This is a genomic window from Pontimicrobium sp. MEBiC01747 (assembly GCF_053601635.1).
In genome coordinates this window covers 1-25,710 of sequence record NZ_JBSHNS010000558.1, presented here as the reverse complement: position 1 = coordinate 25,710, position 25,710 = coordinate 1, and the positions used below count along the sequence as shown (strand labels likewise).

Sequence of the window (25,710 nt, the reverse complement as noted above, 5' to 3'; positions counted from 1 at the left end):
TTTGGAATAGTTACAGTATACTATATGTATAGTTAAGTGAGCTTGTTGATTATTAAAGATACCTTTTCTAAAATGATTATAATTAAGTATAAGAAAAAAGCGACTTGAGGTTTATTTTCAAGTCGCTTGTATATAATTAGTGTAATTGGTTTACAATCGTTTTAGCAATAATTCTGCTACTAATTCGGAAGACGCAGGATTTTGTCCTGTAATTAATAACCCGTCTTCTACTGCGTGAGGTTGCCAATCGTCTTTTCTAGAGTAGATGCCGCCATTATCTTTTAGCATGTCTTCTACTAAAAACGGTACTATAGATGTTAACTCTACAGCGTCTTCTTCGGTATTAGTAAAACCGGTTACGTTTTTATCTTTTACTAAAGGTGTGCTATCTGCGTTTTTTGTATGTTTAAATACTGCTGGGGCATGGCAAACCGCACTTACGGGTTTATTATTGGCATAAAAAGCTTCAATTAATGTAATAGAGTTTTTATCTTCTGCTAAATCCCATAAAGGGCCGTGGCCGCCAGGGTAAAATACAGCGTCGTAATCTGCTTCGTTTACGGTTTCTAACTTAATAGATGTTGCTAAGGCATTTTGTGTGGCTTTATCTTTATTAAAGCGAATGGTTGCAGGCGTTTCAAAATCTGAAGTCGCGCTTGTTGGGTCTATTGGTGGTTGCCCACCTTTTGGTGAGGCTATGGTTATGTTTACGCCTTTGTCTTTTAATATATAATAGGGTGCTGCAAATTCTTCTATCCAAAATCCTGTTTTGTGTCCTGTATTACCTAAATCTTCGTGGCTTGTTAATACAAATAGTACGTTTTTCATGGGTATCTGTTTTTATGTATAGTGTAAATAATATTCTGTATGTAGATTATATACTCTACAAATTTAGTGTAGCTGCTACAATGAAAAAATGAGGTATGTTAAGAAATGAGCTTATTGTGTTTTTCCTTTGTTAAAGCATTTGAAAAGGCATATTAAGTTTATTATAAAAGTTGACGTCAGTTCGAGTGATTTTGAGGCATGAGAAATTATATCGATAACTAATTTTATAACATTCTTATTCTCGATATAATCCCGTTAATTAGGTTGCCTATTACACTCAATTAACAGTTTAACTTGTAGGTTGTTGTTATTCTAGCCTGTAGCAATGTCTTTTCTAATTCTACTTAGGCTTTCTGTTGCAATACCTAAGTAGGAAGCGATGTGGTAATTTTTTACGCTTTTCTCTATATTAGGGTAGGTGTTTATAAAGGCAATATAGCGTTCTTTTGCTGGTAGGGCTAAATTGGCAAGTATGCGTTTTTGAAAACTGGCAAATGCTTTTTCCATTTTTAGTCTAAAAAAAGTTTCTAGCTGCGGAATGTCTTTGTAGAGCGTTTCCATACTTTGTTTAGAGATTTTAAATAGTGTGGCATCTTGTATGCATTCTATGGTTAGGATGGCTTTTGATGCTGAAAAGAAAGCTGTAAAATCGCTTATCCACCAATCTTTAATGGCAAATTGAAGCGTGTGTTCTTTTCCTGATTTATCTATAAAATAGGTTCTTAAACAGCCATTGTAAACAAAATATTGATGAGCTACCAAATCGTTTGCATTTAAAATGGTATTTCCTTTTTTTACCTCTAGTGTTTCAAAATGGTTTGCTATGTTGTGTTTGTTTTCTGAAGAGAGTGCTGTGTCTTTAAAGATTTCGGATATAATACTGTTTTCCATTAGTCTTCGTAATCTGCTTTCTTTTTTATAATGTTGATGAGTGCTGCGATAATTTCAGCTTTTGTAATAGTATCTTTATCGGAATAGATTAAGTAGTCTACTATACCATTGTCTTTAATTTGAATAGAAACATCTCCTTGTCCTATATCTTTTTGTACTATGGTGATATCGGCTAAGCCATTCTTTTTTATTCTAACTGAACGATCTGCAAATCCAGAATGCTTTAAAATAAAATCGGCTTTGTATTTACGGTCTGTAAACCCAACGGTAATATCTGCAAAAGTTTGTGTAAAACGCACTGAAATATCCCCAAAACCATTAGTTTTAATTCTAATAGAAGTATCTGCAAAACCTGTGTCTTTAATTTCAACGGATTCTTGACTTATTATCGTATTGGTAAAAAGCGATAATGCAACTAATATTAATATTTTTTTTAATATCATAATTTAATTTTTAGGCAAATAGTTGCTAGGTATAGGGTTGTCTTTAGATTCTTGTGTCCAGTATATATTAATAATCCACCATCTTTTACCATCGTTTAATAATTGTATACTATTTATTCCTCTCATAAATGGGACTGTATCCTTTTCGCTATTAAAAGCTTCGTAAGTACTAAATACTTGGGTTATATTTCCAAAAGTATTTTCTGTTCTATGTATTTCTTTTTCAAAAAAACCATTATCTACTAACCATTTTCCGGAAGTTTTAATATAATCGTCTGGTGTCATAAAACGTGCTTTGTATGTGCCTTCTTTACTTTTGCCAGAGGGTATTAATTTAGCATCTGGATGGAATAAATATTTAAATAGTTCCCAATCTCTTGCTTCTCCTTTTTCTCCAGAAATTACAGCGTATAGGGTTTCTATTGTACTGTCTAATGTTTTTACTTTTTCGTTGTATTTAGAGGTTGTAGTTTGTGCTTTTGTTACTATTGTAAACAAACAAAGTAATACGGTGGTGAGTACTAATTTTTTCATGTGTTTGTAGTTTTAGAAGTTATTAATATGGCCAATTAACATGTAAGGGTTTAGTCATCCACGGCAATTTTATAATTGAAAATGATAATGGAGATTTTATTAATAAAATATCGTAAGCTCTTTTTTCTACGGTTAATTCCCAGCGGTCTTCCTGTTCTACTAATAGACCATCTCTTACCAGCCAGTTTCCTCTAAAACCATTAACAGTACTTTGTCCAATGGCATCCCAATTGTCTATAGCAGATTTTATTAAACTATTCATTAATGTTTTCTCATCGTCCGAAATAGTAATGTGATCTTGCATTGGCGTATCTACAGCTAAACCACAAAGGACTTTATTTAATGGGAGTAAAGAGACTTCGGCTTGTTCTAATCCCGTAACTAAGTATTGTAAATAGTGTACGGCGTCTAGTTGTGCTTCTTGTGTAATAAATGTTCTCTCTTTTATAAGATCTAGCCTTATAAATAACATCATAATATAAGATTGTAAGATTACGATTCCTGAATTAGGTATAGAAATATTTTGATGTAATATATTAGTGGTGGCTTTCATTTGTATTTGTCTTATTTAGTTTTTAATAGCGTATTATTGGTTCTAAGTTATTAATAATCATTGAATACCACACTATTGCGGCCCAAAACCAGAGTATTATAACATAAATGAGGCGTAATAGCATTATTTGTTTTATTATTTTACTTAAATAATGCCATGCAATACCAGCAAGAATAAACCCAAATGCCCATGCCATGCCAGCACATATTGTTGTTGGCCAAACCCAATCGCCTCTCCAATCGTTTAATGTTGGGTAATTGTTAAACAGAAAAGAGACCGTGTAATACAATAGTGCACCGAGAATCCCCATGCTTAATAGCCCTAATGTTAGTGTAACTATAAAAGCTATAGCAGAAAATTTAGTTGTAAAAGGTAAGGGTTTCCAGTATTTTAACATGTTTCGTTATGTGTTCAACTTCTTATCTATTCGTAGTAGTGTATTCCAGTTTCTAGTAGTAATGTTTTTGCCAAAACTATGCTCTAAAGTTGTCATTGCTTTCGTTGTTTTAGATTTTGAAAGATCTAATACACTAATAATATTTTTGTTTTTATAGTCTAATATTTTATAAGCTTGGTCTTCGCTCTCCCAAGGTATTTGCAGGTTTGGTTCTACAGCAGTTTTTAAAAATGAAATATAAAGTTTGATATCTTTAGTTATTTCTAGATTATTAAAAGGGGTTTCTTTTAATATGTTTTGTATTGTTTCTGCTGTTCTTACAATTGTGGGAATAGGAAACCCGAATGTTTTTTCTAGGTGTAGCGTTATATTTTGTTCGATTATTGCTATGTCTTTGTTTGTGCTATCGAAAATAATATTACCAGAATTTAAAATGGTTATTATGTTTTTAAAACCAAGTGTCTGTAATTCGGCTTTTAAATCTGCCATTGGGACTTTGTGGTGTCCGCCAACATTAATGCCTCTTAAAAATGCGATATATGTTTTCATTTAAATAGTGTTTAAATGCTTAATATAATTATTTAAAAGCCCTCTTATTTGCTCAGCTGCTACTGGATTTGCAGAATGTACTTTAAATTCTAAGTTTTTTAAATCTAATCCAGATTGGTAAACTAGCCATTTTGCAGCTGCTAACCCATCAGGGGCTACAGTGGTTTTATCTTCTTTAAGACCTAGATCGTTATCGAAGCTTATGTAATTTGGTAAGCCATTGGTTTTAATGTACTCTATAAATGCATCGTAGGTTCTAACAATGTCAAATTCCGATTCCATAGATTTATCATAGATCATATCTATGGTCCTTACGTCGTCTAAGAAAAGTTTTTTCATGTATTATTTAAAATAATATAATCGCAATATTACAATTGTTTTTTTTTCTTTATTAGTTTCGATTAAAAGTACAAAATAATATGTCTTTCGCTATAATATGATGAAAAAACTTAGGTAGTTCTACTTGCTTTTTAAATCGGTGTTTTTACGCTAGTAAATGTTGAGGTACTGTTGGACATTTGTTATGTAATTACTTATAGCGGAATCCGAAAAGCTAAATTTAGATAGAGTAGGAGGTTTTAAAAATTAAATACAATGGCAAATAGAACACATAGTAGTGTAGTTGAGGCATTAAAAATAATGCTTAATAGAAATTTAGAAATGAAAGAAGCACTATTGGCATCTTTAAAAGTTGCGAATGTTAGAGCTAAAGAAAGTTTAAATGAAAATTTATATAAAGCTATAAATAATGAGTTTCAGGGTAATGGATGGCCAACTACTATTGATGCGTATTACGATTATTTAGAATTGTATGTACGTTTAGTGCCCAATGAGAGTAATGATGAGAGTTATCCTAATGCATGGAAAAGTAATGGAGAAGCTAATGGCTATAACCAAAAAGTATACGATTTATTATGTCAGTTTTACTGGTTGGTAGATCAGAAAATTCCTGAGACTAATATTTCTATGCAAAGTTTTAAAGAGTTTGCAGCTTGGCTAGTAAGTTTTGCAAAGGCTTGGGGAGAATTTTTAGATACAGAACCTTCGCTAACAACAGAGAGTTTGCATTCTTTTAAGTATGATACAATGTATAATTATCCTTTATATGCAGAGAATGAGCCTACATGGAATACATTTAATACTTTTTTTTACAGAGAATTTAACGGTGCAGATAGTAATACAGGTATAACTCCATTACGCCCTATTGCAGAGCCTGATAATAATGAAACTATAGTGGCGCCTGCCGATTGTACATTTCAACAAGATTATGCTATAGACAATAGCGGAAATGTTTTAGATAAAGATGGGAAAATAACATCTGTTGTTTTTAAACAAACACATGCTATTGGAAATGTTAATGATCTTTTAGATAATAGTGAATATGCAGAGTGTTTTTATGGTGGTACTTTTGTGCATTATTTTTTAAGCCCATTCGATTATCATCGTTTTCATACTCCAGTAGGAGGACAGGTCTTAGAAATTAAAGATATACAAGGAAAAGTGTATTTAAATGTAGTGCTTAAAGACGATGGGCAGTGGGATGCACCAGATGGTGCGGGTGATGGTTACGAATTTAACCAAGCAAGAGGTCTTGTTATTTTAGATGCTGGAGAAGCGGTTGGTAAGGTTGCAATTTTACCCATTGGTATGGCTCAGGTGTCTGGTGTAGAAATGTATATAGATAAACTTAAAGACAAAACAGTTGTTAAGGGACAGGAGTTTGGTAAGTTTAAATTTGGTGGATCGGACATTATTATGTTGTTTGAAAAAGAACCAAAAGAGTTGTATTTATTTAAAAAAGATCCCGCACACAATCCTATCCATTTCCAGTATGGACAAACTGCTGTGTATTGGAATAAATAAACATATTGTTAGTTGTAAAGTCTATAGTAATAGCTTTTGCAAGAGAGAACGGCGAATCTTTTAGATTCGCCGTTTTTGTTTTTATAATAAACTATATAACTATATAGTTACTCTTTTACTCTTGTTAAAATAATCGAGTTTACATCATTAAATTCTGTTGGTCTTGTAGTACTGAAAGAAGAGGCTAATTGTATAGTATTATCATCTATTGCTTTAGCTATAAATAACATTTTCTTCTGTTCTTTTGTTTCCAACATGGTTACTATTAAGTCTATTTCTACAGGGGTTGCCTCATAGTTTACTTGGTACGTCATGGAGCCTTTTTTTCCTTTCATTACAAATTCTTTACCTCCAAGTACTTGTCCTTGGGCTTCTAGAGTAGCGTAACCTTCTTTATCGAAAATAAAATAGCCGATGTCTCCTTTTTCTTCTCCAACCCATTTTCCAACAATATCCATTGTTGTTTTATTTGTTGTAAATGATGATAGTGATAAAATAGAAATAAATAGTAATATTAATTTTTTCATGATTTTTGTTTTTATGTTTTCTAGTGTGCTTCCAGCCAATTCAACCCAGTATCTAGTTCTACATCTAAAGGGACTTCTAGCTTAAATGCATTTTCCATTTCTGTTTTAATAAGGGTTTTCATTTCCTCTAATTCTGGCTTGTAGACGTCGAACACCAATTCATCATGTACTTGTAATAACATTTTGGTTTTATAGTTGCCAGCTTCTAGTTTGTTATAAATGTTAATCATAGCAATTTTAATAATATCGGCAGCGCTACCTTGTATTGGAGCATTAACAGCATTACGTTCTGCTGCTCCTCTAACAACAGCATTACGAGAGTTAATGTCTTTTAAATAACGACGACGCCCTAATACGGTTTGTACATAACCATTATCGCGAGCAAAATCGACTTGATCGCTTATGTATTTACGTAGTTTAGGGTATGTTTCGTAGTAGGTGTCTATTAGTTCTTTAGCTTCACTTCTGGTTAAATCGGTCTGATTACTTAGTCCAAATGCAGAAACACCATAGATAATCCCGAAATTAACAGTTTTAGCATTGCTTCGTTGTGCTCTAGTTACCTCTTCTAGAGGAACATTAAATACTTTTGCAGCGGTAGAGGCGTGAATGTCTTCACCGTTTTTAAACGCAGAAATCATGGTTTCTTCTTTACTAAGCGCAGCTATAATACGCAGTTCTATTTGCGAGTAATCGGCAGCGAGTAATATATAATCTTCATTTCTTGGTACAAATGCTTTTCTTACTTGTCTTCCGCGTTCTGTACGGATAGGAATATTTTGTAAGTTAGGGTTGTTACTGCTTAAACGGCCTGTAGCAGCAACGGTTTGCATATAATCGGTATGTACGCGTCCTGTATGTTCTTCTACTTGTGTTGGTAATGCATCTACATAAGTACTTTTTAATTTAGCTAATCCACGATAATCTAGGATATTTTGAATAATTTCATGGTCTTTTGCTAAGTATGATAAAACATCTTCAGCTGTAGAGTATTGCCCTGTTTTAGTTTTTTTAGGTTTATCTACTAACTTTAGTTTTTCGAATAAAATAACGCCTAATTGTTTTGGAGAGGCTATATTAAATTCTTCACCAGCTTCGGTATATATTTTAGATTCTAATGTTTTTATATCGTTGTTTAACGCTTCTGAAAGAGAATTTAAAAAGGTTTTATCTAGATTAATACCTTCTAACTCCATAGCTGCTAAAACACGGAGCAAAGGCACTTCAATATCATCGAATAGTTTTTGTGTATTGGCGTCTCCTAATTCTTTCTGGAAATGTTCTTTAAGTTGTAATGTAATATCTGCATCTTCAACAGCGTATTCTGTTTGTTTGTCTAAAGGTACTTTGCGCATAGATAGCTGGTTTTTCCCTTTTTTTCCAATTAAATCTGTAATAGAAATTGGTGTGTAGTTTAAATAAGTTTCAGCTAAGATATCCATATTATGGCGCATGTCTGCATTAATTAAATAATGTGCTAACATGGTGTCAAATAAAGGCCCTTTTACTTTTACATTATATTTGTTAAGAACTTTAATGTCGTATTTTAAGTTTTGTCCTATTTTCTCAATAGTCTCATTTTCAAAAAATGGTCTTAATTGTTCTATAAGTTCTTGTGCTTCGTTTCTGTTTTCAGGAAACGGAATGTAAAATCCTTTGCCTATCTCCCAAGAAAAGGCAATACCTACAAGCTCGGCAGTTAATGCGTTTAAACCAGTTGTTTCTGTATCGAAGCATACACTGGTTTGATTCATAAGGTTTTTAATAAATAGTTTCATCGCCATTCCTGGTGAAACACTTTGGTATACATGAGCTGTTGTAACAGCTGTTTTTCTACTATTTTCTGTAACCGTTTCTGTTTCTGTAGATGGCTGACCTCCAAATAATGAAAATTGTCCAGCTCCTGCTGCGGCTTGTTCTTTAGGTGTAGTTTTTGGCGTTGTTTTTGCTTCTTTTGCGTTTGAAGTATTTTCAACTGGAGTGGTAAACGTTTTAGTAAAATTATCTATTAAGCGTCTAAACTCTAACTCTTGGAATATAGTTGTTACTGCTGGAATATCTGGTTCAGACATTTCAAAATCTTTAGCATCAAATTCTACTGGCACATCTAGCATAATTGTAGCTAGCTTTTTAGAAAGCATACCTAATTCACCATTGGCTTCAATTTTTTCTTTCATTTTTCCTTTCAGCTCATGGGTATTGGCTAAAAGATTTTCCATACTTCCGTATTTTGCTAAAAACTTTTTAGCTGTTTTGTCTCCAACACCTGGTAAGCCCGGTATGTTGTCGGCAGAATCGCCCATCATTCCTAGGTAGTCTATAACTTGTAATGGGTTTTCAACTTCAAATTTTTTCTGCACTTCTGGAATTCCCCATGTTTCGTACCCTCCACCAAAAACTGGGCGATACATAAAAATATTTTCTGAGACTAGTTGTGCAAAATCTTTATCTGGTGTTACCATAAAGGTTTTATATCCTTCTTTCTCGGCTTTTTTAGCTAAAGTACCTATAACGTCATCGGCTTCGAAGCCTTCTTTTACCATAATAGGAATGTGCATAGCACGTAAAATATCGTAAATTAATGGTACAGCAAGTTTAATAGCTTCTGGTGTTTCATCTCTATTGGCTTTGTATTCTTGAAACATTTCTATGCGATCTGTACTTCCACCTTTATCAAAACATACTGCTAAATGATCTGGACGTTCTCGTTTTATAACATCTAATAAAGAATTCATAAACCCCATAATGGCTGAGGTGTCTAAGCCTTTAGAATTTATTCTAGGGTTTTTTATAAATGCATAGTAACCACGAAAAATTAAAGCGTAAGCATCTATTAAGAACAATCGTTTTTGATCTGACATTGTATAATGTTTTGATAGAATCTCAAAACTACAAAAACTTATGCTTTAAATTGAGTGGTGGTCTTCGATTTTTTATAGTATTAAGAGAATAATGTGTTATTCTTTTTTATTCTTAATCATGTATTCGGATTGTAAATTCTCGTTTTTACCATCTTGAAATTTGGTCATGCTAAACCATTGATGAATAGAGAAACTGCCTGTTTCCCCTTTTTTATTCATAGCAATATACCCCACTTGGAAGTTTTTGTAGTTGCTGTTAGGTTTATCTATTATTCGCTTTATCGCTTCTTTACATGCTTCTTGTGGTGATTTGCCTTGTCGCATAAGTTCTACAACTAAAAAGCTTCCTACAGTTTTTACAACTTCCTCACCTAAGCCAGTTGCCACGCAACCGCCAATTTCGTTATCTACAAATAAACCAGACCCTATAATTGGCGAGTCTCCTACGCGTCCAGCCATTTTATATGCAAGGCCACTTGTTGTACATGCGCCAGAAATATCTCCATTTTTGTCCATTGCAAGCATACCAATTGTATCGTGGTTTTCAATGTTTATTATAGGCTTGTATTTAGCGTCTTTTAACCATTCTTGCCATCCTTTTTTTGAGGCTTCGGTTAATAAGTTTTCTCGTTTCATACCTTTAGAAACAGCAAATTGCTCTGCTCCTTTACCTGCTAGCATAACATGTGGCGTATCTTCCATGACTTTTCTAGCGACTGAAATGGCGTGTGTAATATTTTGCATGTAAACTACAGCCCCACAATCTCCATTTTTATTCATGATGCAGGCATCTAATGTTACATTACCATCGCGATCTGGTCTACCGCCTTTACCAACAGATTGGTTTTTTATATCTGCCTCTTCTACCATACAGCCTTGTTCTAAAGCATCTAAAATAGAGCCGTTTTCTTGTAATACAGATGCTGCTTTTGCTGTTGCATTAGGTACATCCCAAGTAGCAATAACAATGGGTAATTTTTGTTGTGTATCTGCTTTATTGGTTGTTACTGCTATTTCTTTTTCGGGGGTATTGTCTTTGCAACTTGTTACAGCGCTTCCAACTGCTAGACCCACACTTGTTAGTGAGGCATTTTTAAGAAAGTGTCGGCGTTTCATTATAATTAGGTAGGTTTAATTTATTCTAGCAATATAGGATTTTTCAATTTAAAGGGGCTTTAAATATATCTTAAAATTGATTTGATAAATGGTTTAACAGTTTAGAAAAAGAACAAGTCTCAATTCCCTAAACTTTTATTTTAAGGATATAAAAATGAATAAACTTATTCTGCATAACCATTTTTTAGTGCAAATACTGCTAAGCCAACTCTGGTTTTAAGTTCTAGTTTTTCGAAAAGACTATCTCTATAATTTTCTACTGTTCTTGGACTGCAAAACATTTTTTCGGCTATTTGTTTATAGGTCATTTCGGTTACGGTGTATTTTAAAAACTCTACTTCTCTGTCTGATAATGAAATTTTTGATGAAGCATTAATAGAGTCATCGCCAATGCTTGTAAATATTTTGCTTGCTGCCCATTCTGGAAAATAATGTCCATTTTCCACAAGTGTGTTTAATCCTTTTTCTAATTCTGTTGGGTGTACATTTTTTAGCATGTAGCCTTTGGCGCTGTGTTTTATCATTTTAATTAAACTTTGCTCATCGTCTTGCATGCTTAAAGCCATGATAAGTACATTTGGATGTGTTTCTTTTAACCATTTTGCAGTTTCAAAACCATCCATAACTGGCATGCTAATATCTAATAAAACAATATCTGGTATGGGTTTGCTTTTAAGTTGTTTTTGAAAATCTAACCCGTTTTCGCAAACATACAGCACTTCAAATTGATTAAAATTAGAAATAATACTGCTTAAAGCATTGGCAATTAATATATGGTCGTCGATAATTACAATGGTACGTTTCATTTAAAGAGGGATATCTATTGTTAGTGTTGTGCCTTGGGTTTCTTTACTTTCTAATTTAAATGTTCCACCTATTAAAGCGGTTCTTTTTTTCATGTTTTTAAGTCCTATACCTGTTGGTTTTATGGTGTTTGTGTTAAAACCTTTGCCATCATCTTTAAGTTTTAAAGTTACAGTATTGTTATGTTTAATTAAAGCGACATTAATATGTTTGCAATTAGCATGTTTAATGCTGTTTTGTAAAAATTCCTGTGTAATTCTAAATAAGATACTTTTAATTTGATAGGACTCAATTTTAATGTTTTCGGTATTTGTAAAATGGACGTCGCAACGTTTTAAGGCATTAATTTTGCCGCACTCATTTGCTATTAAGGTATTTAATGTATGCGTTTCTATAGCATTATCGGTTAAAGACTTAGAGAGCTGCCTTAACTCACTTAACGATTCGTTAATAATTGTGCTTATATTTTCAATACTCTCATTAACCTGAGGTGCTTTATTCTCGAAGGCTAATTGTTGGGTGTAGAGACTAGCTAGGGTTAGTTTTTGTCCAATATTATCGTGTATTTCTTGCCCAATATATTGCATGGTTTGGGTTTGGATTTCTACTTGCGTTTCTAACAGTTCGCGTTTATGAGTTTCGTTTTTAGTTTTAATTTCTTCAACATGAGCTTTCTTTTTTATGCGGTATTCTCGTATAAAAATGATGATTCCTGCTATAAAAGCTAGGAAAATGATATTAAATAATATTATAGTTATTGTGATTGATGTTTCCCCCATATAAACGAAGCTATAAATAATAAATACATAATACAATTAGAAACTAAAAAATACAGGTAGTAAGAATTCCAAAGAGATATGTTTGGTTCTTTTAATAATTCATCATAAAATGCTAAAAAAGGATATGTACCTACATAAAATAAAATCATGCCTAAATTAATGTAAAACATTTTGTTTTTTTTGAATTCTAAAATATCTTCATTTTTAATTTGTTTTAAGAATTCTAAAACGACTAGAAAAATTATAATTATACTTCCAGTAGTTAAATTTATAGTAGATATAGTTTTTATTTTTTGCTCATATAGTTCTAAGGGAACAAATGTGAATATATAGACAATACAACAAGCGTAATACAGCTTTTTCTTATTAAGAGACTTTGAGGCGTATAACCAGTAGAAGAATAAATATTGGATAGGTATTCCGAAGAATGCATAATAATCTTGTTTTCTAAAACTAAATATATCATTAGGAGCAAATTTCCAAAAAACTTCTTGTAAGAATACTAATATTAGATATAAAGAAAACCATTTCCAATAATTTTGCTTTAATTTAGGTAGATAATATAAAGCAACTAGGGCAGAAATAAACTCTAACCCTAGTCTTATTTTATCTATGTTAGGATAATATTCAAACATATTAAAATCCTCCAGAGCCATCAGCAGGAGGTATTAAACTACCATGATTTTGAGAACCAGTAGAGCCTCCAGAATTGTTTCCTTTCTTTGTTATTCCAAAAGAAGGAACTGTAGTTGTAGATGGTGTACCAGGATAATCAAAAGGCATACCGTTAGTATAAGTATTAGTATCTAAAGGGTTAAAATTTACATGTTTACCATCTTTACGCTTTATAGTTGGTATAATAACAAGTGTATGGTGTTCTCCATATTGCTTACCAAGCGGGTCTGTAGCTAAATCGTTTAAGTCACTAAAGTTTTTCCAGTTTTCAAATTTTGGGTAACGCGAGTAGTGAATACGAAGACCTAATTCTGGTTTAGATACAACATTGCTGTTTTGTAAGGTATTGTATTCGGTATGGTAAATAAATGTTTTAAGCGTTTCTAAATCGAACCAAATAGAATGTGCATCGTCTAAGTTACTAGCGTTATCAATATATCGTTTTTGGTAATCTTTATAACCACTTATCATATTACGAACTAAATCGACTTCTAGTTGATTCATGTTAACATTAGAGTAGTCCATACAGATTTTTGTGTTAGACACAGTTGATGATTTAGGTGGATATTTATAGATGTAGAGTGCAAATAAAATTAAAACAATAATTAATAAAATAGTAGATAGCATGATATTATTTTTAGTTAGGGTTAAGTAATAAATGTAATAAGTTATTTGTGATTTTTATGTTGAGCAAAGTAACAATTATGTTTTTATATTTTTATAAGTAGTGAAACCTAAAGTTGTAGGGTTAATTAACCTAAATTCTAAACTACAAATAAAAAAAACCTACAAAAACTAATTTATAGGTTTTTTATTTAAGTTGAACGTAATAAACTTATAGTGTTACTGTTTTCTTATTATTTCTTATACCATAGAACATAATGTATCCATAACAAATGGTTACAAATATAAAGGCTATTTTAAATCCTGAAGCATCTATTAACGCTCCACATATTAAAGGTATTATTGCTCCTCCTACAATAGCTGTACATAGTAAACCAGAGCCTTTTGGTTTTAACGAACCAATACCATCTAAAGCTAATGTGAAAATAGTTGGGAACATGATAGAATTGAACAAACCAACTGCAAGAATACTCCACATAGAAATTAGCCCTGTAGTACTAATAGAAATAAAAATTAGTGAGATTGCTAGTAAAGCAAAAATACCTAAAACTTTTCCTGGGCTTATAATTCGGGTTAAATATGAACCTACAAAGCGGCCAATCATAGCGCCAGACCAATAGAATATTACAAATATTCCAAGTAGTGCTTTGGGGTCTGCACCTTCTAAAGATTTATTAAATAATTTTGAGACTGTATTCGCTATGCTCATCATAACATTATTGTCTGCAATTAAAGCAGGCATATTCATGTCTTGGAAATAGTTAATTAAAAAGCTACCTATGGAAACTTCTGCACCTACATAGAAGAAAATACCTATTACGCCTAGCATTAAATTTGTGTTTTTAAAAGCTTCACCATAAGTGCCAACACGCTCTTCGCTAATTAATTTAGGTAATTTGGCAAAGAAAAAGAAACCAGCGATAAGTGCTATAAAAATGGCAAGGCCTATAAATGGTGTTTGTACAGCAGAGGCTTCGGCTGTATAATAAGTGTCTCTTGCGGTTTCTGTTAATGTTTCTATTTCTTCTGTTGTTTTTACTTTATCGCTTAAAATAAACAAAGCACCAATAGCAGGTGCAATAGCCGTACCTAAAGAGTTAAATGCTTGAGCGAGATTTAAACGACTCGATGCTCCTGCTTCACTTCCTAAGGCAGCAACAAAAGGGTTTGCTGCAACTTGTAATAAGGTAATTCCTCCAGCTAATATAAAATAAGCGACCAAAAAGACACCAAATATGCGATAAGATGCTGCAGGGTAAAATAGTAAACAACCAAAAGCCATGGTTAATAATCCAACAATAATTCCTTTTTTATAACCAATTTTAGAAATGATATAGCTAGAAGGAATGGATAATACAAAATAGGCGCCAAAAAATGCAAATTGTACTAATATGGCTTGAAAGTAAGTTAACGTGAATAATTCTCTAAGTCTTGGAACTAGAGAGTCTACTAATACTGTTATAAACCCCCATAGAAAAAAAAGTAGTGTTAATAGTATAAATGAACTTTTGTAAGATTTCTGTTGTGTCATTATTTAGTTAGTTTAATTTTAAGACCACAAAATAGTTAAATATTGTGCAGAAGTTGGTTTAAAAATCATCAGATAGGTTCCTTTATCGTTATTTTATAGTAATTTCATCTACAAATAGCCAGCTTCTACCATCATGTTTATAACCTAAGTGCCATTCTGGTAATACTCCTAGTTTTTTAGCAATGACTTTTACATAGCGATAATTTGCTTTTGTTTGCTTAAAAGTAACATTTTTAATAGTAACATGTTCTGAAGCAATGGTAGCATCTATGTTTTGAGCTTCTGCTAAAGGTTTAAAGTTTTTGCCATCGTTAGAAACCAAGCACTCTACTGCTGTTGGGTAGAAAATCCATGAGCGTTGATCTTGTAAAAAGCCTATTGTAACTGTGTTTATTTCTTTTTTACTTCCTAAATCTACTGTAGCTATAACATCTGCATCAAAATAGCCTTGCCAAGTTCCTGTTCTAAAATCTTGAGCTCCTAATATACCATCTATTAAAGCATCTTTTCCACCACCATTATATTGGTTTGCATATTCTGAGTCTAGTTTTAAAGTAATATTAGGATCAATTTTAAAGAATTTGGTTGTTATCGTTGGACTTTTTTGCCCATTTAGTTCAGCATAAACTTTTAGAGTTAAGGCTTCAGAAATGGTAAAAGGAGCATCGTATTTTTTATATTCTGAATCATTTTCAGAATAATAAATAACTGCAGCTTTGGTGTTGCTCTGCAATTCAATTGTAGTAGACGCTTTAAAAGCTGTTTTTCCTTTTGCAATAAAAGGGGAAGATACAATTAAATGTTCTGTAATTTCTGTTTTAGGTTCTTGCCCTTCTGTAGTTCCCCATTGAGAAGGTTTTGCAGACATTACAAACTCTAACATGCCTCCATTAATAATATCATTATGAGTAATATATGTATGATTAAGTTTTTCACCATTTAATAACACATGGTCTATATATTTATTAGTTTCGCTAATATTGGCTGCATTAATGATAAATTGTTTGCCGTTTTCTAGGTTAATAGTCGCCTTTTTAAATAGAGGATTACCTATAATATATTGGTTAGATGCTGGAGTAACAGGGTAAAATCCTAAAGAACTAAAAATATACCAAGCACTCATTTGCCCGCAGTCTTCATTTCCAGAAATACCATCAGGAGTATTTGTGTATAATTCAGTTAAAATTTGATGAATTTTCTCTTGAGTTTTATAAGGTTTGTTTACAAAATTATAAAGATATGCCATATGATGACTTGGCTCGTTACCATGAGCATATTGTCCTATTAAACCAGTAATATCAACTTGATGACGACCAGAAGTTTTATCCTCTGCAATGAATAACTTATCTAGGTTAGCTTCTAGTTTATCCTTACCGCCTAATAAGTTTATAAAACCTGAAATATCTTGTGGAACATAATAACTGTATTGCCAAGAATTAGCTTCGGTATAATTAAAGTTTACTTCGTAAGGATCGAAAGGTGCAAACCAAGTGTTTCTAAAACGTCCTCTCATAAACTGAGTTTCAGGATCGAAAATATTCTTGTAATACTGAGCGCGCTCTGTGTAAGTTTTATAGACATCTGGCTTATTCATAGCTTTAGCCATTTGCGCAATTGTCCAATCATCGTAGGCGTATTCTAAAGTTTTAGACACCGATTCGCTTTCTTGCTCAACAGGAATAAATCCGTAGTTTTTATAAGACTCTAAGCCTAATTTATCTCTTGTAGCGCTATGTATCATAGCATTCATAGCACGCTCTGCATCAAAACCTTTTATACCTTTTAAATAGGCATCTGCAATAACAGGTACGGCATGGTAACCTATCATGCAACCGGTGTAATTTCCTGATAAATCCCAAATAGGCATTATACCACCTTCGTCGTGTTTAGCTAAAAAAGTATTAATAAAATCATTGGTTTTTTCTTGCTCTATAATAGTGTAGAGTGGGTGGGCAGCACGGTAAGTATCCCAAAGTGAAAATACAGTATAATAATCGAAGTCTTTAGTTTCATGAATTTTTAAATCCATGCCACGGTAACGACCATCTACATCTTGGTATAAATTAGGAGCAATTGCTGTATGATACATAGCAGTATAAAAATTAGTTTTATAGTCTATATTATCACTTTCTACTACAATTTTTTCTAATTGTTTTTCCCAAATTTGTTGAGCGTCTGTTTTAATTTGTTCAAAAGTTTTTCCTCCTAACTCTTGTTCCATATTTTTTTTCGCACCAGCTTTATCTACTGCAGAAATTCCTATTTTAATATAAACAGGATCGTTATTAGGATTAATAAAATTTAAAGCTATTTTTTGAGCGCCAGGCATTCCTTCTTTTGGGGGTGATTGTAAAATATCGTTAAATGGATGCGATGTTTTTATTGTAAAAAATAAACGTTGGTCTTTTGCCCATGCTTCAGAAAAACGATATCCGGTAATTTCAGTATCAGAAATTTTTTCAATTTTAGCATCCAATACTTTGTCGCGGTGAATTAAATCTAAAATAGCATATTGGTTATCTGCAGAAGGGAACTTATATTTATGTATACCACTTCGTTTAGAAACTGTTAATTCTACATCTATATTAGTGGTGTCTAAATGCACTTTATAGTAACCTGGCTCTGCAACTTCATTTTCATGAGAGAAATGTGCTTTATAACCTTTTTCTCCATTAGCTCCATTATTAAATTGTACGGTATTAGTAGGCATTAATAAAATATCCCCATAATCGCTAACACCAGTTCCGCTTAAATGCGTATGCGAAAATCCATAAATATAATTGTCACTATAGTGGTATCCAGAACAACCATCCCATCCATCTAACCTTGTATCTGGACTTAATTGCATCATGCCGTAGGGTAATGTGGCGCCTGGATAGGTGTGACCATGGCCACCGGTACCTATAAAAGGATTAACATATGAGGTTAATAAGGAGTCCTTTTTTGCAGGTTTAATATCGACTGCTTTTTTACAAGCAGATATTGTAAGGATAATAATAAAAACGAGGGTAAATTTAAGCTTCATTAAAAATAGATTAGTACATTTATAGTCGTCTAAATATAAGAAAATGTATAGCAATAGATTATTAAATCGTTCAACTTTTATATCCCTTTTTTTTACTTCTATATCCCTTTTATTTTTTTTTAGTTGTAATAATAGTTCGTCTTTAGTGCCAATTGCTCCAAATATAATTCCTGTACCATTAAAACAAGAAATTTATAAAGGGCAATTTATTTTAAACTCTAATACAGCTATTAAATATGATGAGGCTTTTAAGGTGTCTGCTCAGTTTTTAAAATCATACATAGCTAATTCTAGTGCAATAAAATTAAAAGAAGGCTCTGGAACGACTACCATTGTGTTTGTAAAAGACGATTCGTTATTAAATGAAGAAGGGTATACCTTACAAGTTTTACCAGAAACAATTACTATTAAAGCGGCTACAGACAAAGGGGCGTTTTATGGGGTGCAAAGTTTAAGGCAATTATTACCAGTAACTTTCGAAAAAGAAAATAATGAAGCGCAAGTAGCTATACAGAGTTTAAGTATAGAAGACGAACCAGAATTTGTTTACAGAGGTATGCATCTAGATGTTGGAAGACATTTTTACTCTATAGATTTTATTAAACAATATATTGATGCCTTAGCATTGTTAAAAATGAATACATTTCATTGGCATTTAACAGAGGATCAAGGCTGGCGTATAGAAATTAAAAAATATCCAAAACTTAATGAAATTGCTGCTTATAGAAAAGAGACTTTAATAGGGCATTATAGCGATCAACCACATCAATTTGATGGAAAAAAATATGGAGGTTATTATACTCAAGAACAAATAAAAGATATTGTAGAATATGCTAATAATCGTAAAATAACGATAATTCCAGAAATTGAAATGCCTGGGCATTCTCAAGCAGCAGTTTCTGCTTACCCAGAATTGGGATGTACAGGAGAGCAAGTGGACGTAGCAACCAAATGGGGTGTGTTTGAAGATATTTATTGTACAAAAGAAAATACGTTTACTTTTTTAGAGGATGTTTTAGATGAGGTTTTGGCTTTGTTTCCAAGTAAATATATTCATATAGGTGGAGACGAAGCACCAAAAACCAGATGGAAATCTTGTAACGATTGCCAACGTAGAATAAAAGAAGAAGGCTTGAAAGACGAACATGAGCTTCAAAGTTATTTTATATCTAGAATGGAAAGATATTTAAATAGCAAAGGAAGACAAATCATTGGATGGGATGAAATCTTAGAAGGCGGGTTAGCACCAAATGCAACTGTAATGTCATGGAGAGGAACCAAAGGTGCTGTAGAAGCTGCCAAAGCCAAACATACAGTTATAAATACACCAACCTCTCATTGTTATTTTGATTACTACCAATCTACAAATGAAGATGAGCCTGTTGCAATAGGAGGGTTTTTACCTCTAGAAAAGGTGTATAATTTTAATCCAATACCTAAAGAACTAACAGAAGAAGAGCATAAATATGTACTAGGTGCGCAGGGTAATGTTTGGACAGAATATATGCCAACTGAAGATAAGGTAGAATATATGGTGTTTCCTCGTATATTAGCAATGAGTGAAGTGGTATGGTCTAACTCTAAACGCAAAGACTATAATAACTTTGTATCTAGAGTAGAAAATTTTAATAAACGATTGGATGTTTTAGGTGTTAATTATGCAAATCACCTATATGAAATTAAAGGAAAATTAGATACTGATAATAACGTATTACAATATAAATTACAAGCATTAACCGAGGGGAAAACAATGCGTTACACAGTAGATGGTAGCAACCCTACATTAACATCTACAATTTACAAAAAGCCTATTGCAGTTAACGGAGACATGTTGTTAAAAGCAGCCGTATTTAATTCAGAAAAACAATTAGGTAGCATATTCGAGCAAACACTAAATTACCATAAAGCAGTTAATAAAAACATAACATTAAATGTTGAGCCTAATAAAACATACAGAGGAAGCGGGAGTAAAGGACTAATTAATGGAATTAATGGTAGCAACAATAGATTTGGAGATAAGGAATGGTTAGGCTTTTGGGGAGACGACCTTGAGGTAACTATAGATTTGGGAGAACCAACTAATATTAATTCTATTGAAACCCGTTTTTATAATGCTAGAGGGCAATGGGTATATGCACCTAAACAAGTGGGGATTGCATTTAATGATTTAGATTTTGAGTATTATAATGTAGATGAAGAAGGGTTAATTGTAGATTTTAAAGCAAACAATTTTAATGTAAAAGATATTCGTATAATAAAATTAAAGGTGCCTAATTATGGAGTAATAGCAGATGGCTTGCAAGGTGCAGGAAATAAGGCATGGACGTTTATAGACGAAATTATTGTAAAATAGAATAAATGATTATAGAAATTTGTGCTAGTAATTACCAGTCAGCAATTAACGCTCAAGAAGCAGGAGCACAACGTATAGAATTGTGTAGCGAACTTGCCATTGGTGGGATAACACCAAGCTATGGACTAGTAAAAACAGCAGTAGATGTGTTATCAATTCCTGTATATGTATTAATACGACCTAGAAGTGGTAATTTTACTTATACAAATTCAGAATTTGAAATAATGAAGCATAATATTCAGCTTTGTAAAGATTTAGGCTGTTCTGGGATTGTTTCAGGTGTTTTAAATAAAGACAATACTATAAACGTAGAGCAAACTAAAGAATTAATAGAACTATCAAAACCATTACCATTTACATTTCATCGTGCCTTCGATTGGACACCAAACCCTTCAGAAGCTATTAAAGAATTAATTAAACTAGGAGTAGAAAGAGTGCTAACCTCTGGGCAAGAAACAGCAGCAGAACAAGGTATAAAGTTACTTGCTAATCTAAAGCAACTAGCAAATGATAAAATTATTGTTTTACCAGGAGGAGGTATAAATTCAGAAAATATTAGAAGTTTTAAAGCTCTAGGATTTACCGAGGTACACGCCTCAGCAACGACTTTATCTCAAATAAATAAAGTCCCTAAAATACCTATGAATAGTTCGAAGTTTTTTGATGAAACAATTAATGTTGTATCAGACAAATCAAAAATAAAAGCCCTAGTAAATAATAGTAACGAATGAGATTAAAATATTACAGTATAATATTGCTTCTTGCAGTAGCTTGTGTTAAGCCCAAAACACCAGCATCAATAGGTGATATCACAGAATCCATTTTTAATGACGCTAATTTATATTTTGATATAAACTTAAAAAAGCAAGCTTTAAAACCAGATAGTAATGGTATTTTAAGATTAGACGCTGGCCGTATATTACTTAAAAAGGTAAAATTACCTAACTACCAGTTACAACCCAATGTAACGGTTAATGTTACATTAACATCTAATGGAGATCCATGGGATAAATCAGGGTCTTTATTTGTAATACCATCCACAGCAGATTTAAACATGTTGTCCTTTAGTAATGAAGCGTTTTTAAAAGAACAGTTAAAAGATAGTTTTCCAGGGGTAGTATCTAAAACAATAAAAGATTCTACTTATATGCCTAATGTAGAGTTATTGCGTTTTATGACCCCTTTTGGAGTTGGATACTTTAGTAATAATGAACGTGCAAAAAAGAGAAAACCTCCATATATACCCCATTGGGAAAATGAAGTAAACTGGTCTCAAAATGTTACTCATTTATTACCACTTTTAGAAGATGAAGTATACATAGGAGTATATATAGACACATGGACAAAACAAGGTTATAATATTTCGGTAAGTATAAATTATAAAGAAAGTAATATACCCAACCATATTAAAAAAGAACAAACAGTTCTACCTATAGTGAATACTGTTAAATATAATGGGGAACAAGTAAATTACGATGGCTTTTCAAAAGAAAGCATTACAGTTAGAATACCAGCAGATGATGCTTATAAAAATGCAAAGCTATACTATATAGCAACAGGACATGGAGGCCATGCAAAAGGAGATGAGTTTGTTAAAAAAGAAAATATAATCTCTTTAGACGATAATGTTATAAAACAATTTGCGCCTTGGCGAGATGATTGCGCTAGTTTTAGACGCTTTAATCCTACATCTGGAACATGGGTTGCAAAAGACTTTATGGAAGGTGAAACTTCTAACGATCATATAGCTTCGTCCGATCTTTCTAGATCTAACTGGTGTCCTGGAAGTGATGTTGTGCCAGAAGTAATAGCTTTAAAGCATTTGGGGAATAACCCCCATACATTTAAATTTTCTATACCAGAAGCCCAAGAAGCAAAAGAAAATGAACATAATTACTGGATGGTTTCCGCATATATTATTTACGATAATGAATAGATTGATATTAATTTTTGTTGTCCTTATAATGGTAAGTTGTAAAACAGACGACTCACCTAAAACAAAAACATTAAGTAATAACTGGGTTTTTAAAAATGTAAAAGACACCACGTGGCAAGGTGCTCAAGTTCCAGGCGAAGTACATTCCGATTTATTTAGAAATGGAAAAATAGCAGACCCTTTTGTAGCAAATAATGAATTGGATTTGCAATGGATCTCTGCCGAAGATTGGGAATACAAAACAAGTTTTACTGTAGATGAAGAAACCCTGTTAAAAAAACACTTAGAATTAGACTTTAAAGGATTAGATACTTACGCTACCGTATTTTTAAATGCTACAGAAATTTTAAAAACAAATAATGCCTTTAGGGAATTCATAGTAGATGTAAAGCCGTTATTAAAAACAACAAACGAATTACGTATTGTTTTTGAAAGTACTACAAAAGCAGAAACAAAAGAAAAAGAAAAACTATATTATAAATTACCTGTAGAAAATCGTGTTTTTACGAGAAAACCTCAATTTCACTATGGATGGGACTGGGGACCTGTGTTAACCTCTAGTGGAGTGTCTAGACCAATTTATTTAAAATCGTGGGATGACTTTAAAATAGAAGACCTTTATTATAATCAAAAAACATTAAATGATACTATAGCAGAAATAGAAGCAACGTTTGAAATAAAATCTAGTGTAGAAGACCCCGTTACAGTTGAGATTTATGTAAACGATGCTTTAAAAGTAGAAAAAGAGTTTATAAAAGTAGAAGAGCGTTTCTCAATCCCATTTAAAATTAAAAACCCAAAAAAATGGTGGCCGCATAATATAGGAGACCCATATCTTTATACATTAAAAGCCGTTGTTAAAGATGGGAATAGAGTGTTAGATAGGCAAACTCTAAAAAAAGGATTAAGAACAGTAGAGCTAATAACCGAAAAAGATAGCATTGGAGAAACGTTTTATTTTAAAGTAAACAACGTGCCGGTCTATGCCAAAGGCGCAAATTATATTCCACAACATAGTTTTCAAAATCAAATAAAAACAGAAGACTATAACAATCTTTTAAACGATGCAGTAGAAGCTAATATGAATATGCTTCGTGTATGGGGAGGTGGTATCTACGAAGACAATATTTTTTACGAACTGTGCGATGAAAAAGGGATTATGGTATGGCAAGATTTTATGTTTGCATGTGCCATGTATCCTGGAGATAAAGCATTTTTAGAAAACGTAAAACAAGAAGCGATAGATAATGTAAAGCGATTAAGAAACCATAGTTCCATAGCATTATGGTGTGGCAATAATGAAAATAATGAAGCTTGGCATCGATGGGGTTGGCAATCAGGAAGAGGAGAAGAAGAAAAAGCCGAAATATGGGGGAACTATCTTAAGCTATTCGATACACTTTTACCTCAAGTTGTAAAGGATTACCATAAAGAAATAGACTATTGGGAGAGTTCTCCTAGATATGGTCGCGGAAACCCTTTATATAAAACAGAAGGAGACGCTCACGACTGGTGGATATGGCATGACGAGTATCCCTTTGAACATTTGCAAGTAGCAGTGCCACGTTTTATGAGCGAATTTGGTTTTCAGGCCTTTCCAAGTTACGAGGTTATTAAGTATATAAATGGAACAGAAAGTACATCAGTCTCTACAAAAGCATTTAATACACACCAAAAACACCCAAGAGGCTATGCCATTATAAAGAATTATATGGAAAGAGATTACCCAGTGCCAGATAATGACGAAGACTATGTATATATGAGTCAGTTAATGCAAGCAAATGGAATGGTTATAGGGTTTGAAGCACAACGAAGAGCCAAACCATATAATATGGGAACGCTATATTGGCAATTAAATGATTGCTGGCCAGTAATTTCTTGGTCTAGTATAGATTTTTTAGGCAATTGGAAAGCCATGCATTATAAAACAAAAAAAGCTTTTAAAGATGTTTTAATATCCTCAAAAGTTGTAAATGATACTTTGAGTACCTATGTAATTAATGATGATTTTGCAGAATATAAAGGCGTGTTAAAAATTAAAATAATGGATTTTAATGGAAAGGTTTTGCATAACATTTCTAAACCTATCACCGTTACTTCTAATAGTAGTGAAATTAAACACGAATTAAATTTAACAGCTCTAGATTTAAACAAGAATGCCGTAGTGGTGGTTTCAACATTTAATAATGAAACAGCATTGTTTTATTTGGTAAAACATAAAGCCTTAGAACTTCAAAAAAGAGAAATAAAACAAGTTGTAACAAAAACAGAAACTGGGTTTGTTATAGAGTTGACTAGTAAAACCCTTCAAAAAGACGTGTTTTTATATAGTGATGAAAAAGGACATTTTTCTGATAATTTTTTCGATTTATTACCTAATGAAACTAAAAATATTCAATTTAAAACCAAAGCTCTAGAACTAAAAGACTTAAAGCTAAAAACCTTTAACAATTTACTAAGATTAGGAGCAACCATTAATCGTTAATTTTGCAAAACATTAAAAACGCAATTCATGTTAAGGTACCTTATACTATTACTTTTTTTTATAATCGTTGATGTTTATGCTTTCCAAGCATTTAAAACAGTATCTAAAACGCAATGGATGCTATGGGGGTATATATTAGTCTCTGTATTAATCTATGGTTATTTTGCTTATGTCTTTTTAAATTATGATAGAAGTGTAGGACCTACAAGTGAATCTCTTAGAGCTATGGCTTTTTTCTTGCCTATGTTTGTGCCTAAATTATTGTTGTTGCTTATAATGTTTGGAGAAGATATTATGCGGCTCTTTGTAGCAGGCTACAATTATTTCACAAACAGTAACCTGTTTAGTAAGCCAGAACACTTTATGCCTAACAGGCGACTTTTTATTAGCAAATTAGCTTTGGGTATAGCAGCGATCCCTTTTGCCTCTATACTATACGGTATTTACAAAGGAAAATATAATTATAAAGTACTAAGGTATACTATTCATTTTAACGATTTGCCAGAAGCATTCGATGGCTTTAAATTAACTCAAATAAGCGATATACATTCTGGGAGCTTTGATGATAAGGAAAAGATTGAGTATGCTGTAGATTTAATTAATAAACAAGATACCGATATTATTTTGTTTACTGGAGATATTGTAAATACCAAAGCAAGCGAAATGGATCCGTGGATAGATACATTTAAACGTATTAAAAAACCAAAATTTGGAAAGTATTCTGTACTAGGAAATCATGATTATGGAGAATATGTTACTTGGCCAACTCAAGAAGCAAAAGATGCTAACTTTCAAGCTATAAAAGATATCCATAAAAAAATAGATTTTAAATTATTACTTAATGAGAGCGACTATATAGAAAAAGATGGAGACCGTTTAGCTATAGTTGGTGTAGAAAACTGGGGAAAAAGTTTTAAAAAGGCAGGAGATTTAAAC

At 32.4% G+C, this 25,710-nt stretch carries 23 protein-coding genes; 6 read left to right on the top strand and 17 right to left on the bottom strand.

Going from position 1 to position 25,710, the window contains the following annotated elements:
* Window positions 1-150: 150 nt before the first annotated feature.
* The 8 genes from ACVC2P_RS18605 to ACVC2P_RS18570 all read right to left on the bottom strand — a co-directional run bounded on the left by ACVC2P_RS18605 (window position 151) and on the right by ACVC2P_RS18570 (window position 4,534).
* Window positions 151-828: a type 1 glutamine amidotransferase domain-containing protein gene (locus ACVC2P_RS18605; protein WP_452599951.1), complete on the bottom strand. Its 678-nt coding sequence runs from the start codon at window positions 826-828 to the stop codon at window positions 151-153.
* A gap of 312 nt (window positions 829-1,140) precedes the next feature.
* Window positions 1,141-1,719 (bottom strand): Crp/Fnr family transcriptional regulator, encoded by a 579-nt coding sequence (locus ACVC2P_RS18600; RefSeq protein ID WP_452599950.1) that lies wholly within the window; start codon window positions 1,717-1,719, stop codon window positions 1,141-1,143.
* On the bottom strand, window positions 1,719-2,162 hold the full coding sequence (locus ACVC2P_RS18595; protein ID WP_452599949.1) for a hypothetical protein: 444 nt from the start codon (window positions 2,160-2,162) through the stop codon (window positions 1,719-1,721). Before ACVC2P_RS18595 ends, ACVC2P_RS18600 begins: the two co-directional genes overlap by 1 nt.
* A 3-nt stretch (window positions 2,163-2,165) precedes the next feature.
* Window positions 2,166-2,696, bottom strand: a complete 531-nt coding sequence (locus ACVC2P_RS18590; protein ID WP_452599948.1) for a hypothetical protein — start codon at window positions 2,694-2,696, stop codon at window positions 2,166-2,168.
* A gap of 22 nt (window positions 2,697-2,718) precedes the next feature.
* On the bottom strand, window positions 2,719-3,249 hold the full coding sequence (locus tag ACVC2P_RS18585; RefSeq protein ID WP_452599947.1) for a contractile injection system tape measure protein: 531 nt from the start codon (window positions 3,247-3,249) through the stop codon (window positions 2,719-2,721).
* A 22-nt stretch (window positions 3,250-3,271) separates the two neighbouring features.
* Window positions 3,272-3,646 (bottom strand): hypothetical protein, encoded by a 375-nt coding sequence (locus tag ACVC2P_RS18580; RefSeq protein ID WP_452599946.1) that lies wholly within the window; start codon window positions 3,644-3,646, stop codon window positions 3,272-3,274.
* A gap of 6 nt (window positions 3,647-3,652) precedes the next feature.
* Entirely contained in the window at window positions 3,653-4,195 is a 543-nt protein-coding gene (locus tag ACVC2P_RS18575; protein WP_452599945.1) for a DUF1697 domain-containing protein, read from the bottom strand.
* Window positions 4,196-4,534 (bottom strand): cyclic-phosphate processing receiver domain-containing protein, encoded by a 339-nt coding sequence (locus ACVC2P_RS18570; protein ID WP_452599944.1) that lies wholly within the window; start codon window positions 4,532-4,534, stop codon window positions 4,196-4,198.
* A 255-nt stretch (window positions 4,535-4,789) separates the two neighbouring features.
* Here ACVC2P_RS18570 and ACVC2P_RS18565 point away from each other — a divergent pair, with 255 nt between their 5' ends.
* A complete protein-coding gene (locus ACVC2P_RS18565) occupies window positions 4,790-6,058 on the top strand; it encodes a phosphatidylserine decarboxylase (protein WP_452599943.1) in 1,269 nt (422 codons plus the stop codon).
* A gap of 107 nt (window positions 6,059-6,165) precedes the next feature.
* Here the strand turns inward: ACVC2P_RS18565 and ACVC2P_RS18560 are convergent, their stop codons facing one another.
* The 9 genes from ACVC2P_RS18560 to ACVC2P_RS18520 form a co-directional block, all read right to left on the bottom strand.
* Window positions 6,166-6,585 carry a hypothetical protein gene (locus ACVC2P_RS18560; protein ID WP_452599942.1) on the bottom strand — a complete coding sequence of 140 codons (420 nt, stop codon included), beginning with the start codon at window positions 6,583-6,585 and terminating at the stop codon, window positions 6,166-6,168.
* A 20-nt stretch (window positions 6,586-6,605) separates the two neighbouring features.
* Window positions 6,606-9,446 (bottom strand): DNA polymerase I, encoded by a 2,841-nt coding sequence (gene polA, locus ACVC2P_RS18555; RefSeq protein WP_452599941.1) that lies wholly within the window; start codon window positions 9,444-9,446, stop codon window positions 6,606-6,608.
* 96 nt (window positions 9,447-9,542) lie between these two features.
* On the bottom strand, window positions 9,543-10,562 hold the full coding sequence (locus tag ACVC2P_RS18550) for an isoaspartyl peptidase/L-asparaginase family protein (RefSeq protein ID WP_452599940.1): 1,020 nt from the start codon (window positions 10,560-10,562) through the stop codon (window positions 9,543-9,545).
* A 164-nt stretch (window positions 10,563-10,726) separates the two neighbouring features.
* On the bottom strand, window positions 10,727-11,368 hold the full coding sequence (locus ACVC2P_RS18545; protein ID WP_452599939.1) for a response regulator transcription factor: 642 nt from the start codon (window positions 11,366-11,368) through the stop codon (window positions 10,727-10,729).
* Window positions 11,369-12,145, bottom strand: a complete 777-nt coding sequence (locus ACVC2P_RS18540) for a sensor histidine kinase (RefSeq protein ID WP_452599938.1) — start codon at window positions 12,143-12,145, stop codon at window positions 11,369-11,371. It lies immediately after the preceding gene.
* Window positions 12,121-12,780 carry a hypothetical protein gene (locus tag ACVC2P_RS18535; RefSeq protein WP_452599937.1) on the bottom strand — a complete coding sequence of 220 codons (660 nt, stop codon included), beginning with the start codon at window positions 12,778-12,780 and terminating at the stop codon, window positions 12,121-12,123. The genes ACVC2P_RS18540 and ACVC2P_RS18535 overlap by 25 nt, the downstream gene beginning before the upstream one ends.
* A gap of 1 nt (window position 12,781) precedes the next feature.
* Window positions 12,782-13,447 carry a hypothetical protein gene (locus ACVC2P_RS18530; RefSeq protein WP_452599936.1) on the bottom strand — a complete coding sequence of 222 codons (666 nt, stop codon included), beginning with the start codon at window positions 13,445-13,447 and terminating at the stop codon, window positions 12,782-12,784.
* A gap of 208 nt (window positions 13,448-13,655) precedes the next feature.
* Entirely contained in the window at window positions 13,656-14,975 is a 1,320-nt protein-coding gene (locus ACVC2P_RS18525; RefSeq protein WP_452599935.1) for a sugar MFS transporter, read from the bottom strand.
* Window positions 14,976-15,063: 88 nt separating this feature from the next.
* Window positions 15,064-18,000, bottom strand: a complete 2,937-nt coding sequence (locus tag ACVC2P_RS18520; protein ID WP_452599934.1) for a GH92 family glycosyl hydrolase — start codon at window positions 17,998-18,000, stop codon at window positions 15,064-15,066.
* Between the two features lie 145 nt (window positions 18,001-18,145).
* Between ACVC2P_RS18520 and ACVC2P_RS18515 the strand changes: the two genes are divergently transcribed.
* From ACVC2P_RS18515 to ACVC2P_RS18495, 5 genes are all read left to right on the top strand, one after another.
* Complete coding sequence (locus tag ACVC2P_RS18515) at window positions 18,146-20,353, top strand: beta-N-acetylhexosaminidase (protein WP_452599933.1); 2,208 nt, start codon at window positions 18,146-18,148, stop codon at window positions 20,351-20,353.
* A 5-nt stretch (window positions 20,354-20,358) separates the two neighbouring features.
* A complete protein-coding gene (locus ACVC2P_RS18510) occupies window positions 20,359-21,084 on the top strand; it encodes a copper homeostasis protein CutC (protein ID WP_452599932.1) in 726 nt (241 codons plus the stop codon).
* Window positions 21,081-22,289: a PNGase F N-terminal domain-containing protein gene (locus ACVC2P_RS18505; RefSeq protein WP_452599931.1), complete on the top strand. Its 1,209-nt coding sequence runs from the start codon at window positions 21,081-21,083 to the stop codon at window positions 22,287-22,289. Before ACVC2P_RS18510 ends, ACVC2P_RS18505 begins: the two co-directional genes overlap by 4 nt.
* Entirely contained in the window at window positions 22,237-24,774 is a 2,538-nt protein-coding gene (locus ACVC2P_RS18500) for a beta-mannosidase (RefSeq protein WP_452599930.1), read from the top strand. Before ACVC2P_RS18505 ends, ACVC2P_RS18500 begins: the two co-directional genes overlap by 53 nt.
* 27 nt (window positions 24,775-24,801) lie before the next feature.
* A partial coding sequence (locus ACVC2P_RS18495) for a metallophosphoesterase (RefSeq protein WP_452599929.1) occupies window positions 24,802-25,710 on the top strand: 909 nt, incomplete at its 3' end.